Source organism: Sutcliffiella horikoshii, assembly GCF_044809035.1.
In the GTDB taxonomy this organism is placed as follows: domain Bacteria; phylum Bacillota; class Bacilli; order Bacillales; family Bacillaceae_I; genus Sutcliffiella_A; species Sutcliffiella_A horikoshii_G.
The window spans coordinates 3403259-3416202 of record NZ_CP085237.1; the positions used below are offsets into that span (position 1 = coordinate 3403259).

A 12944-nucleotide genomic window follows, 5' to 3' on the forward strand; every position below is an offset into this window, starting at 1 on the left:
GCTAATCTATAAAAACATACAAAGCATATGCCCACAATTTCTGAGGAGGTTGAACATGAAAGGTTTAAGAATATCATTAAGTATCTTATTGTCCTTTATTTTAATTGCTGCGCTTGCAGCTTGCGGCGGAGACAAAACAGAAAAGGTCCGGATTGCTGAAGTTACTCGCTCTATATTTTATGCTCCCCAATATGTTGCGATTGAAAAAGGTTTTTTTGAAGAAGAAGGCCTTGAAGTGGAACTTACCACTACTTGGGGTGGGGATAAAACAATGACCACCTTGCTTGCTGATGGTGCGGATGTGGCATTGGTGGGTTCTGAAACGTCCATTTATGTGTACGCGCAAGGCTCGAATGACCCCATCATTAACTTTGCCCAGCTTACCCAGACAGACGGAACATTTTTAGTATCTAGAGAAAAGCTTGACGATTTTTCTTGGGATGATTTAAAAGGCAGTACATTCCTTGGACAGCGAAAAGGTGGCATGCCACAGATGGCTGGAGAGTTTGTCCTCAAAAAGCACGACATCGACCCGCAGAATGACTTGAATCTCATCCAAAACGTCGACTTTGCAAACATCCCTAGTGCCTTCGCTTCCGGCACAGGTGAATTTGTGCAGCTGTTCGAACCGCAGGCAAGTATCTTTGAAGCGGAAGGCATCGGATATATTGTCGCTTCCTTTGGAGAAGAGTCTGGTCATTTGCCATATACAACATTCATGGCAAAAGAAAGCTATCTAAAAGAGAATCCTGAGGCCGCTGAGAAATTTACCCGTGCGCTCTACAAAGCGCAGCAATGGGTAGAAAATAACCCGGCGTCTGAAACCGCCAAAGTCATCCTCCCGTATTTTGAGGATACATCCGTAGAATTGATTGAAACCGTTGTGGACCGTTACAAGAGTCAAGGTTCCTTCGCCACAGACCCTATTCTTGACCAGGAAGAATGGGAAAACTTGCAAAACATCATGGAATCAGCCGGGGAACTTCCACAATATGTGGAATACGGCACGTTAGTAAATACAGCCATTGCAGAAGAGGTAATGGAAGAATAGGATGATGAACGATGAGTTTATTATCAATCAGTAATATAGAACACATCTATTTTACACCAGAACGAGCTACTAAGGTTTTAGAAGACATCTCGATATCCATCGAGGAAGGGGAGTTTATCTCCTTCCTCGGCCCCAGCGGCTGTGGAAAAACGACACTTCTATCCATCATTGCGGGTCTCCTGCGGCCTACAGAGGGTGCTGTATTATTAGACGGCAAACCCTCCAAAGACTGCGTAGCGGATATCGGCTATATGTTACAGCAAGATTATCTTTTCCCGTGGAAGACCATCAAGGAGAATGTACTGCTTGGGTTAAATATCGCCAATAAGCGATCACAACCAAATATAGACAGAACCTTGCAGCTCTTAAAAGACATGGGACTGCCTGATGTTGAAAAGTTGTATCCATCCCAGTTATCAGGTGGAATGCGGCAACGCGCGGCACTTGTCAGAACGCTTGCCACCGACCCTCAGCTTCTTTTACTGGATGAACCATTTTCAGCGCTGGATTACCAGACCAAGCTTAAACTCGAGGATTTAGTTTTCACCACACTCAAGGCATTTAAAAAAACTGCATTGCTCGTCACCCATGACATTGGTGAAGCCATCGCAATGAGTGACCGAATCTTTCTGTTAAAAGCGAATCCTGGTCGCTTGGCGAAAACATTCATCGTCCCGGAAGAATTGAGAAACATGATGCCATTTGAAGCAAGGCAGCATCCGGATTTCTCCTCCTTGTTCCAAAAGATTTGGAAGGAGCTGGAGCAACTTGAACAAGAAAACGAATATTGACCTCCTCCACCAAGGGTATGTAAAACAGCGTAAAAAGGTGGCCTATCAAGTAAGGCTATATCAGCTGGTCATCTTCATTGTCTTTTTTTCTGCTTGGGAGCTTGCCGGAAAAAACAGCTGGATCAATCCATTGCTGTTCAGCTATCCAAGTCGAATCTGGAATCTTTTTATGGAGAAAATAAAAGACGGTACGCTGCTTTCCAATATTAGCATCACCGTTACAGAAACCATCTTCGGATTTATTCTTGGAACATTGATTGGAACGATCATGGCAGCCATCCTTTGGTGGTCGCCAATGATTTCTAGGGTACTTGAGCCTTATTTAGTCATTCTTAACGCAATGCCCAAAGTCGCCCTTGGCCCTATTCTAATTGTTGCTATCGGGCCTAATATGGGATCGATCATTACCATGGGGGCCATCATCTCGGTCATCATCACGACCATTGTCGTCTATACCGCCTTTAAGGAAGTGGATGATAATTATCTAAAAGTTCTGAGGACATTCGGAGCAACGCGCCGGCAGCTTTTTCAGCAAGCAGTTCTTCCAGCGTCCTACCCGACCATAATATCCACGCTTAAGGTGAACGTTGGTCTGGCGTGGGTTGGAGTTATTGTCGGGGAGTTTTTAGTCAGCTCCAAAGGGCTTGGCTATATGATTATTTACGGCTTCCAAGTGTTCAACTTCACTCTCGTACTACTAAGCCTGTTGATCATCGCCGTGTTTGCGACCATCATGTATCAACTGGTGGAATATCTAGAGAAGAAGCTGGTTAAACATACGTAAAGAGAAAGAGCAACCCCTCATATGGAGTTGCTCCTTTTTATTTTATTGAGACAATGTGTCAAAACGTCATCCTTCATAATAAAACTAAATCGATTATCTTTCCTAATGTTTGCGGGGATATCCTTCAACAAGACAGGCCCATTCGTTTCAAAGTATGTAGACTGCTTTTCTAGCTGATCTATTACTGCAAAATAAACATTCTTAATAATGACTTTCTCTCTTCCATCCACTTTATACTGCCCTATGTATTGCAACAGGCTAACATGTCCACCTGTTTCTTCCTTTACTTCCCTGATCGCACCTTGATCGGCTGTTTCCCCGGCTTCCACTTTTCCGCCCGGAAACTCCATTCCCCTGTTCTTGTGACTGGTCAACAGCCACTGATCTTGGTAACGGCAAATAACCCAGACGTGTTTGGGGTCTCGAGAAAAAGGATGGTCTTCAAAGGATAACATCACTCGGTTGTTATAAATATCTTCAAACTCATACATACTATCGAAACTCCAATATCTCTTTTTTCTTCTTTATCTTATCATAGTAGCATCGAAAATGTGAGAGTCAAGTACCCTAATTAGACCATCATTGCTAAAAAAATTCTATTCGATTATATCATCCATAAGCCCTTGATCTTTTATATGAGCCTTTGTTGCTTCATCCCCCAGCTCATAAATCATCTTGAACGCCTGCTGCAATCCGTTGTCATATGCATCATTTGATTTATCGAAATGATATTGGACATACGGGATGTGTGCCCGCCAGAAGCCTTGCCAATCTGAAGAATAATTTTGATCGAATATTTCTCTTAAATGGGTTATTTCTTCGTCCGTTGCCTGTATTTGATAATCCCAAGAAGATGCTGTACTCACTTGTGAAATTGATCCCTCTGCTAGTGAAATGTAGTACGTTTTACGCTCCATTTATCTTCACCCTTTCCAGTATCTTCTCTTATTTTCACACAAAATCTCTGCTTTATTCTTTTAGATAAACTTGTTACGGATCCGTCTTTTTCTTGATGGCATCAATAACCTTTTTTAAGATATTTGGTATTGGTACACCAATGCGAGATGCATTCTCCATGATGGAAATGAATTCATTCACCAAATAAAATAAAATGGTGATATCCTTAATTAAATTGGTTCCTAAAATAGTATCCAACACATGCGCAATACTAACCAGTGCAAAAATAAATACCTTTTGTGCAATACCTTTAAATCCCACTCGACTTGACAACCGCTTTTCCACATATGCTGCCATAATTCCTGTTAAATAATCTACGACGACAAACATAATTAAAAACATTAATAGTGAGCTGAATCCTCCATACAATAACGAAGCCATGGAACCCACAATTGATACAGTTCCAAGATAGATAAAGTTGTACTTGTCCATGACACCACCCCTTACACCCTCAATTTTTTCTATATTGCATCTTATGCAAAATGCTAACTTCCTGTTACGAATTAATAGAGTTTTGTGCATGAACTTTTCAAATTGGAGAAAACTAATCATTATTTTACTAGAGGAGATAGGGAAAATATGAAGACATTTGAATCGTTCGTCAATAAATATCATAAGAAGTGGATCAGGGATGATGAAGATATTGATGCTGTTGCCTATTCTATTGTGAATAGTTTTACAAGGGAGCAATGTATCGATCTTATAAAAGAATTATCAGATGAAGAACTTCACCAAGTGGTGGCAGAATTGGTGATGGAACAGGTGAAGGAATTATTGATTCGTGGAAGTGACGGAGATCAAGGACTGCTTCATTGACCACTTTTAACAACTAAACATTAATAAAGCCTGATGCAAAGGACTTCCTACAAGTCCTTGCATCAGGCTCTATCTTTTATTTTCCTAAGAATGCATGTAACATCCAGTTGTGTTTTTCTACTCTCTGATGAATGGCAAGAAGCATATCTCCAGTCGTTTCATCTCCAACTTGATCAGCAATCTCCATTCCTTCCTTCAACTCTTCGATCAGCGTTGAAAAGTCGCTTGCAATGGATTGTACCATCTGCTCTGCCGTTTCTTTCCCTTCCGCTTCATGGATGGTGGCTATCTCCAAGATCTCTTTCATTGTTCCGACCGGAGTTCCCTCTATCGCTAGAAGTCTTTCTGCCAATTCATCAATATGTGTGGCAGCTTCTCCATACAACTCTTCGAATTTTTCATGAAGGGTGAAGAATTCTGGTCCTTTTACAAACCAATGATAATTATGTAACTTAATATAAAGTACACTCCAGTTTGCTACTTGCTTATTTACTACATCAGTCAATTGATTAGACATTTTGCTAAATTACCTCCTTCAAATATATCAACATAATATATAGATTTTTTACCCCTTATAGTCTCCCCCTAAACAATGAACTTATGCCTAAACAAAAGCTTATTGCGAGAGAGAATTAATGATAAAATAAGACAAGCAATTTCTTATGAGGAGGTTTCCATCACCATGATGACCATCTTGATCATTTGTATCATCATCGTATTAGTTGTGCTATTCCTAACCCTGCTCTCCACCAACAAAGCCTACAAATACGAACACAAAATAGACCCAATCGAACCAAACCAAAACGAAAATGAACCCGTCGACGAGGAGAAGAAATAAAAAATTTCAAAAAAGGGGTCAGACCCCTAAAGGAGTTTTGCACCTAACGTCGAAACCCCCTGAGCGTTAAGCTCAGGGGGTTCTTTTTAAGATTAACAACTCTATTTAAATAAGTTTTGGTTAGTAGTATTCATAGATGTATGGTGATTCTGGCTGTTCTACTTTTTCTAGTGTGTCTACTTCGACATATGGGAGGGTCCAGTTATTGTATTGGGTTGTAGTCAAGGTCCCACTCACTTTCACCCAATCATCGTTCTTAAGATCCCCTGCTCCGCTCATATTAGACAATGTCCCATATACACTGGCATCCGCCACACAGCAAGACAATCCAAAACGTGCAACAACAAACTGATTTTCCGTAAAGTCTGCTTCTCGGTACACAAATCCAACCATTTCTATCTTCTTGCCGACAAATTCATCAATGCTCATATCAATGATATTCATCATCGGAATGTATCTTTCATCATCGACGACAATCGTATCCATCTTAAGCATCTCGGCTTTTAGGTCTTCATAATAACCTTCAGGTGGTTCTTGCAATTCAAACCCTTCTGGATGCTCTAAAGGTGCATCAGCTAATTGTTCATCAATGGTCGGTTCTCCGTTCTCCTGATCTTCCATATATCCTTCAGGATCATCCAAGTAAGCTTCCGCCCTTGATGTATCGGATTCCCCGCTTTCGCCACCTGCAGGGCCATCAAATGCACCCGCCTGCTCGCGTTGTTCCACAATCACCTTAGAATTTGTAAATCCTCGCTTATCAATAATCGAGCTGTCCAAAATATTATCTGGAAACATGAAACCTGTCACAACAGGAAGCACAAACATAGAATAAATCAATATAGATTGAATCGGAGTGGAAGATTCGCCATGATCAAATCCACAATTACACACCAGTTCTTCTTTATTTTTCGACCCGCTGCGCCAAATCTGCACAATACCAAGTATAAACAAGGTTCCTGCTGCAAAATACATGAACGGCATCATTCGAGGAGCAATGAAATTCGTAATATCCCCTGTGGCCAATAGTTTAAAAAACAAGAGAGTAAATCCTAGCAATATGATTCCACGCAAATAGATATGGAATCCATAATCACGATTGCTTTCCATCTGTTATCATCCTTTCTCCTTACAGCACAAGCTGCTGGAAAATAAGTATGGCCGCGAACACAACAATTGTCACAACTGCCATGAAAACAAGTACAAATTTAGTACGGAAATATGCAAAAAGCATAAAAGTATTTTTAAGATCTAACATCGGTCCATACACCATGAATGCTAACAAGGATCCAACTGTAAACGTGGAGCCAAATGATGCGGCGACAAAGGCATCTGCTTCCGAACAAAGTGATAGCACAAATGCAAAAGCCATCATAACAGCTGGCGACAATACCTCATTTTGTCCAAGTGCCATCAATACACTGCGATCAAGGAACGTCTGGAATAAACTCGCAATAAACGCACCGGCAATCAAGTATTTCCCCATGTCAAAAAATTCATCGCTTGCATGGTAGAATGTTGCTTTCCATTTATTCTGTTGTAATGCTGGCTGCTCAAGCTCCATGTCTTGTCTGCCTTGTAGCTCGCTTTTCGTCCAACGCAACTGATTTTTATTATCAAAAAGCAACAACATTAGAAATCCAATGACAATACATAAAATAAAGGCCAGTCCAAATCTACCGTATAAAATGGTAGGGTCCCCGTTAAAGGCAAAATATGTAGAAGCTACAACAACAGGGTTAAGAATCGGCGCACCTACAAGCAACACTACCCCTACATGTAGCGGCATCCCTTTTTTGATCAACCTACGAACAACCGGGATAATCGCACATTCACAGATTGGTAGAATCACTCCCAGTAATGCTGCCGGAATAATTGCACCAATAGGACTCTTAGGCAGATATTTTTTTATTTTTTCCTCTGATACAAATGTTTGAATCAACGCAGAGGCAAATACACCAAGTAATATAAACGGAATGGCTTCAATGACAATACTAAGGAAAATAGTATTTACATTCAGCCATGAGCTTGGAATATCAAGCGAGATTTCCTTAAAATCTATAAAAAAGAATAGGTATAGGAAAACTCCAATCAAAGCAAGCCCAATAAGATCCTTCAAAAGACTACTGCTTTTCCTCATTCTTCTACTCCTATCATATTTTCTATTTTGTATTATAACATATGAAACTTATAAAACTTTATCTTTGTTACTAGCAATATATGTTTAATCTATTAACTGTATGATAGGAAAGTTTATTCCTGTTTTTCCTTCTTGATTCATTAAGCATATTCCTTTACTATATGAAATATTAATAATCGTAATGATTACTATTTTCAAAAAAGGAGTGTTTGCTTTGCTTCAATGGGCTATCATCGGCGGTGGCATTCAAGGGTTAACTGTTGCCACGTACTTATTGAAAAAGAATAAAACCACCATCAATCAATTAAAGATTGTCGATCCAAATCCAAAGCCATTGGAAAATTGGAAAAGATGTACATCCGTCATTTCCATGCCATATCTAAGGTCTCCATCTGTCCATCATTTGGATACAGAGCCATTCAGCTTGCAATCTTTTTCAAAAATAGAACATAAATATCAACCTAGCACGGATTTCTATGGTAGGTATAAAAGGCCCTCTTTACATATGTTCAATGACCACTGTGATCACCTGATAAATGAATTGGAAATTGAACATTCTTATGTCGCTTCAACGGTTCGTAATATACAAAAAAGTGATGGAGGTTGGAACGTGCACCTTCAAAACGGAGAAGTATTGGAGGCAGAGAAAGTAGTGATAGCCATTGGGATCAGTGACCAGTTGCACTTGCCAGAATGGGCAACAAAATTAAAGCAGGCCAATCCAAACGCCTTATATCATGTGTTTGATAAAAAACTTCCCGTTTTTGAAAAAATGAGTGCCCCGTTTGTAGTCGTCGGCGGTGGAATAACAGCCACCCATCTAACAATTAAACTTGCTTCTATGTTTCCAGGTGAAGTGACCATGATAAAGCGACATCCTTTCAGGGTACATGATTTTGACAGCAATCCAGAATGGCTCGGCCCTAAAAAGCGTCTGCCTTTCGTCAAAATAAAAGACTACGAAAAAAGGCGCCATGCTATAAAATCAGCAAGGCACAAAGGTTCCATTCCATCGGATTTACGAAACAGACTCAGCCACTTAGTTCGTACAGATAAATTATTGATTAAAGATGGAATCGTAAAAGATTATCAGATTCATCCCAGCGACGTACAACTCTTACTTGATACAGGTGAATCAATAAAAGCAAGATCTATCATTATGGCTACTGGTTTTGAACAAAATCTACCTGGGAGGGACTGGCTAGAGCCTGTCATTAAACAAGAGAATCTACCGTGCGCAAAGTGCGGCTATCCTATCGTTAACCATATGTTAGAATGGGCGCCTAACCTTTATGTCAGTGGAGCCCTTGCAGAACTTGAAGTCGGCCCAATTGCCCGCAATATCTCTGGAGCTAGAGTGGCTGCAAATATCATATCTTCCATTTAAAAAAGGATGACCCAAATGAGTCATCCTTTCCCTTTTATCCAAATACTTTTTTAAGATCTTCTTTGTCTTGTTCCAACCAGAACTTCATTAGGCGCTTTGCTCCTTCAAGATCGTGAAGCTTAGCTTGACCGCATTGTTTTTCATTTGAAGCCGGAATATCTTCCACCTGTACAGCATCTTTTAACGTGTCTTCCATCAAGTCAACAATTTCATCCACAGTCGGCTCACCGCTTACTACCAAATAGTATCCAGTTTGGCAACCCATTGGAGAAATGTCGATGATATCAAAATGGCTGTATTTTTCCGCATGTGTACGGATGTTAAATGCCAATAAGTGCTCTAATGTGTGAATAGCATCAGGTTTCATTGCCTGTTTGTTTGGTTGGCAAAAACGTATATCATATTTATTAACAACACCGTCTGTTCCTACTTTGTGTACTCCACAATGACGAACATAAGGAGCTTTTACCGCATTATGATCTAGTTCAAAACTTTCTACTGAAGGCATAATTGCACTCTCCCTTTATTTAAAGTTATAAACAGTATAACACAGATTCAATTCCAATTAAATTCATCTGTTTTATACGAATTTATTTAATTTTTGGTTTTACGGGCTTTCGATTATAATTTATATGAGGTGACCACTATGAAACATGTCTTTTTATCCATCATACATTTTTATCGAAAATTTATCTCCCCATTAACCCCGCCATCTTGCCGTTTTTATCCGACATGCTCCCAATATGGAATGGAAGCAATTGGACGTTTTGGGGCAATCAAAGGCGGTTGGCTTACAATAAAGAGAATTCTTAAGTGCCACCCTTTTCACCCTGGGGGCATTGATCATGTTCCAGAGAAGAAAGACAAACGTTAATTTTTTTCGTATCCATTAACAACAAGATCCAGTTTACCTGTGTGCGGGTCAATAACTAATCCATGCACAGGTACACCCTCTGCCATAAGTGGATGGTTTGCTATCATATCTACACTTTCCCTGACGCTTTCCTCTACACTGTCAAATCCTTTTAAGAAACCTGCTACATCAATGCCTGCATATTTCAAGTCATCAATCGTTTCTTTTGTAACACCCCTTGCTTCCATCTTTTCACGCATGCCTTCTGGATTGATTTTTCCCATTCCGCAATCGTGATGTCCTACAACTAATACTTCATCCGCTTGTAGTTCAAACACGGCAACCAAGATACTTCTCATAATACTCCCAAACGGATGCGATACAATCGCACCGGCATTCTTTACAATCTTCATATCTCCATGCTTAAGATTCATCGCTTTCGGCAAGAGGTCCATCAACCTTGTGTCCATGCATGATAAAACCACTAATTTTTTGTCAGGAAATTTGGTGGTCTGGTATTGAATATATTCCTCTTTTTCAACAAATCCAGTATTATGTTCTAAAATTTCATCCAGTAACTTCATTCTTTTTACCCTCTTTCTGAATAATAGTTTAGATTTCCTTCTTTCAATATGACAAACTCAAAACAAAATGACAATAAAAATAGCTTGTTTTATTTTTAGGTTTTTAGTACTATTTTATATGTAAATCGTAAAGATTACGCTTTAATCAAGAAAGGAAGTTTATATATTATGAAAAAGAAAATTCCTGTTACGGTACTAAGTGGTTACCTTGGTGCAGGAAAAACAACACTGTTGAACCATATTTTGTCCAATAGAGAAGGTTTGAAGATTGCTGTAATTGTTAACGATATGAGTGAAGTGAATATAGATGCTGCACTCATCCAACAAGGTGGATTTTCCAGAACCGAAGAAAAGTTGGTAGAAATGCAAAACGGCTGTATTTGCTGTACATTGCGGGAAGACCTAATGAAGGAAGTAGAGCGTCTAGTAGACGAAGGCAACATAGACTATATCGTTATCGAGTCCTCCGGAATTAGTGAACCAATTCCTGTCGCACAAACTTTTACTTACTTAGACGAGGAATTTGAAATTGATCTTACGGAAAAGTGTCGCCTTGACGCGATGATTACGGTAGTCGATGGTTTTCGCTTCTATGATGACTATCAATCAGGGGAAAGTCTATTAGATCGTAAACAGGGAACAGATGAGTCAGATATCCGTGAAATTTCCGACCTGTTAATTGACCAAATTGAGTTTGCCGACATCTTGCTGCTAAATAAAACAGACTTACTTGATCCCCAATATGTTGTGGAATTAAAGGCGCTGTTGAGAAAACTTAATCCAGAAGCAAAGATTATTAAAACGGTAAATAGTCAGGTAGAGTTAACATCCATCCTAAACACTGGTCTTTTTGATTTTGAAAAAGTGAGCCAAGCTGCTGGCTGGATTAAGGAATTGAACGAAGAGCACACTCCTGAAACCGAGGAATACGGTATATCCTCATTCGTTTATCGTCGAAGAAAACCATTTCATCCGGAGAGATTTAAAACTTGGTTAGATAATTGGCCTGACGAGATTGTCCGTGCCAAAGGATTCTTCTGGCTTGCTTCTAGGAATGATATGGCTGGATTGATTTCCCAAGCTGGTGCATCCATCATGATTCAAGGTGCCGGTGAATGGGTTGCAAGCTATAGTGAAGAGGAGAAAAGGCTAACATTAGAAGAAGAACCGGAATTACTAGAAAAATGGGATGAAACCTATGGCGATAGAATGACCGAACTTGTCTTCATCGGCATTGAAATGGAGCAAATGCAGATTGAACGCTCATTAGACACTTGTCTTCTTACTGAAAAAGAAATGAATGAGGACTGGTCCAGTCTACCTGACCTCGTACCCGCTTTTATCATAGAGTAATTGTAAAAATTTTATAACATTTGTCTTTTTAGTTCTCAAATCGTAATAGTTACGATATAATGTGTTGGGATACAAAACGAGAGGAGAAAACTATGAAAACTAAATCTATTTTTATCGCAATGATGTTGGTAGTTTTTACATTCCTTGTTGGATGTAATTCAGATAATCAGGCTTCTGATGGCAGTGAAAAATTGACTGTCTATACGACCATCTTCCCTTTGGAGGACTTTACAAAAAAAATTGGCGGCGATCACGTTGATGTGAAATCTGTCTTTCCTCCTGGTGCAGATGCACATACTTTTGAACCTTCCACAAAAACAATGAGCGAGATGGCTTCGGCTGACGCTTTTATTTATACAGGTGTGGGAGTAGAAGGTTTCGCTGATAAAGCGAAAGAAGTATTAGAAAATGAGGATGTTACCATTGTAGCCGCCGGAGAAGGCATAGAGTTACGTGGTGAAGACGAAGAGCACGATCACGAGCATGCTGACGAAGCTCATGATGAAGAGCACGATCACGAGCATGCTGACGAAGCTCATGATGAAGAGCACGATCACGAGCATGCTGATGAAGCTCATGACGAAGAGCACGATCACGAGCATGCTGATGAAGCTCATGACGAAGAGCACGATCACGAGCATGCTGATGAAGCTCATGACGAAGAGCACGATCATGAGCATGCTGACGAAGCTCATGACGAAGAGCACGCAGATGAGCATGCTGACGAAGCTCATGACGAAGAGCACGGTGACGTGCATGCTGACGAAGCTCATGATGAGGAGCACGGTGACGAGCATGAGGAAGATGGGCATGAAGGACATGATCACTCTAATGGAGACCCGCATGTTTGGTTAGATCCTACTCTATCTATCACACTTGCTGAAAATGTCAAAAATGCTCTTGTTGAATTAAAACCCGAAGCAAAAGAAGATTTCGAAGCAAATTTTGAAACGTTGAAATCTGACCTTGAGGAACTTGATGCAGAATTTAAGGAAACAGTCGAGACTGCTAACACAAATAAAATATTAGTTTCCCATGCAGCATATGGCTATTGGGAAAAGCGCTATGGATTGGAGCAAATCAGCGTTACAGGCTTATCTCCAACTCAAGAGCCTTCCCAGAAACAACTGACTGAAATTATCAATACTGCAAAAGAAAATGAAATGCAGTATGTTATTTTTGATCAAAACATCAGCGGAAAGATTGCTGAAGTGGTGAAAAATGAAATCAAAGCAGAAGCACTAGTTTTGCATAACCTAGAGGCAGCAACAGAAGACGACGTTAAAAACGAAGAAGATTACTTCAGCTTGATGCGTCAAAACTTGGAGACGTTGAAAAAGGCGTTGAATTAATCAAAAAGATAAACAGGCAGCCTTAGCTTAGTGGGCTG

At 40.0% G+C, this 12944-nt stretch carries 17 protein-coding genes; 9 read left to right on the top strand and 8 right to left on the bottom strand.

Features of this window, described 5'->3' with window-relative positions; all coding sequences use genetic code 11:
• Window positions 1–55: 55 nt before the first annotated feature.
• From LG307_RS17660 to LG307_RS17670, 3 genes are read left to right on the top strand one after another with little or no spacing between them, the layout of a single operon-like run.
• The gene (locus LG307_RS17660) at window positions 56–1051 is read left to right on the top strand and encodes an ABC transporter substrate-binding protein (protein ID WP_404444729.1); all 996 of its coding nucleotides are present in this window, start codon (window positions 56–58) and stop codon (window positions 1049–1051) included.
• 11 nt (window positions 1052–1062) lie between these two features.
• Window positions 1063–1842, top strand: a complete 780-nt coding sequence (locus LG307_RS17665; protein WP_404444732.1) for an ABC transporter ATP-binding protein — start codon at window positions 1063–1065, stop codon at window positions 1840–1842.
• Complete coding sequence (locus tag LG307_RS17670; RefSeq protein ID WP_404444735.1) at window positions 1820–2626, top strand: ABC transporter permease; 807 nt, start codon at window positions 1820–1822, stop codon at window positions 2624–2626. The genes LG307_RS17665 and LG307_RS17670 overlap by 23 nt, the downstream gene beginning before the upstream one ends.
• A 17-nt stretch (window positions 2627–2643) precedes the next feature.
• Here LG307_RS17670 and ytkD read toward each other — a convergent pair whose 3' ends face one another.
• The 3 genes from ytkD to LG307_RS17685 all read right to left on the bottom strand — a co-directional run bounded on the left by ytkD (window position 2644) and on the right by LG307_RS17685 (window position 4015).
• Complete coding sequence (ytkD, locus tag LG307_RS17675) at window positions 2644–3117, bottom strand: RNA deprotection pyrophosphohydrolase (RefSeq protein ID WP_404444737.1); 474 nt, start codon at window positions 3115–3117, stop codon at window positions 2644–2646.
• Between the two features lie 105 nt (window positions 3118–3222).
• Window positions 3223–3543: a hydrolase gene (locus LG307_RS17680; protein ID WP_404444740.1), complete on the bottom strand. Its 321-nt coding sequence runs from the start codon at window positions 3541–3543 to the stop codon at window positions 3223–3225.
• Window positions 3544–3616: 73 nt separating this feature from the next.
• Window positions 3617–4015, bottom strand: a complete 399-nt coding sequence (locus LG307_RS17685; RefSeq protein WP_404444743.1) for a holin family protein — start codon at window positions 4013–4015, stop codon at window positions 3617–3619.
• Window positions 4016–4162: 147 nt separating this feature from the next.
• Here LG307_RS17685 and LG307_RS17690 point away from each other — a divergent pair, with 147 nt between their 5' ends.
• The gene (locus tag LG307_RS17690) at window positions 4163–4399 is read left to right on the top strand and encodes a DUF6154 family protein (RefSeq protein ID WP_404444745.1); all 237 of its coding nucleotides are present in this window, start codon (window positions 4163–4165) and stop codon (window positions 4397–4399) included.
• Between the two features lie 76 nt (window positions 4400–4475).
• Here the strand turns inward: LG307_RS17690 and LG307_RS17695 are convergent, their stop codons facing one another.
• Window positions 4476–4916, bottom strand: coding sequence for a Dps family protein (locus LG307_RS17695; protein ID WP_404444748.1), 441 nt, complete (start codon window positions 4914–4916; stop codon window positions 4476–4478).
• Window positions 4917–5081: 165 nt separating this feature from the next.
• On the opposite strand from LG307_RS17695, the gene ytzI reads away from it, so the two are divergent.
• Window positions 5082–5237: a YtzI protein gene (gene ytzI / locus LG307_RS17700; protein ID WP_404444751.1), complete on the top strand. Its 156-nt coding sequence runs from the start codon at window positions 5082–5084 to the stop codon at window positions 5235–5237.
• Window positions 5238–5357: 120 nt separating this feature from the next.
• Here ytzI and LG307_RS17705 read toward each other — a convergent pair whose 3' ends face one another.
• Together LG307_RS17705 and LG307_RS17710 are read right to left on the bottom strand one after the other, a co-directional pair.
• Window positions 5358–6347 carry a TIGR03943 family putative permease subunit gene (locus LG307_RS17705; protein ID WP_404444754.1) on the bottom strand — a complete coding sequence of 330 codons (990 nt, stop codon included), beginning with the start codon at window positions 6345–6347 and terminating at the stop codon, window positions 5358–5360.
• A 19-nt stretch (window positions 6348–6366) separates the two neighbouring features.
• Entirely contained in the window at window positions 6367–7377 is a 1011-nt protein-coding gene (locus tag LG307_RS17710; protein WP_168864520.1) for a permease, read from the bottom strand.
• 205 nt (window positions 7378–7582) lie between these two features.
• On the opposite strand from LG307_RS17710, the gene LG307_RS17715 reads away from it, so the two are divergent.
• Entirely contained in the window at window positions 7583–8764 is a 1182-nt protein-coding gene (locus tag LG307_RS17715; RefSeq protein WP_404450498.1) for an FAD/NAD(P)-binding protein, read from the top strand.
• Between the two features lie 34 nt (window positions 8765–8798).
• Here the strand turns inward: LG307_RS17715 and LG307_RS17720 are convergent, their stop codons facing one another.
• The gene (locus LG307_RS17720; RefSeq protein ID WP_404444756.1) at window positions 8799–9272 is read right to left on the bottom strand and encodes an S-ribosylhomocysteine lyase; all 474 of its coding nucleotides are present in this window, start codon (window positions 9270–9272) and stop codon (window positions 8799–8801) included.
• A gap of 138 nt (window positions 9273–9410) precedes the next feature.
• Here LG307_RS17720 and yidD point away from each other — a divergent pair, with 138 nt between their 5' ends.
• Window positions 9411–9638: a membrane protein insertion efficiency factor YidD gene (gene yidD / locus LG307_RS17725; protein ID WP_404444759.1), complete on the top strand. Its 228-nt coding sequence runs from the start codon at window positions 9411–9413 to the stop codon at window positions 9636–9638.
• Here yidD and LG307_RS17730 read toward each other — a convergent pair.
• A complete protein-coding gene (locus LG307_RS17730) occupies window positions 9635–10201 on the bottom strand; it encodes a carbonic anhydrase (protein WP_063559789.1) in 567 nt (188 codons plus the stop codon). The two genes, yidD and LG307_RS17730, sit on opposite strands and share 4 nt — an antisense overlap.
• A gap of 168 nt (window positions 10202–10369) precedes the next feature.
• On the opposite strand from LG307_RS17730, the gene LG307_RS17735 reads away from it, so the two are divergent.
• Together LG307_RS17735 and LG307_RS17740 are read left to right on the top strand one after the other, a co-directional pair.
• Window positions 10370–11554: a GTP-binding protein gene (locus LG307_RS17735; RefSeq protein WP_404444763.1), complete on the top strand. Its 1185-nt coding sequence runs from the start codon at window positions 10370–10372 to the stop codon at window positions 11552–11554.
• Between the two features lie 92 nt (window positions 11555–11646).
• Complete coding sequence (locus tag LG307_RS17740) at window positions 11647–12906, top strand: metal ABC transporter solute-binding protein, Zn/Mn family (RefSeq protein WP_404444766.1); 1260 nt, start codon at window positions 11647–11649, stop codon at window positions 12904–12906.
• The last annotated feature ends 38 nt before the right edge of the window (window positions 12907–12944 follow it).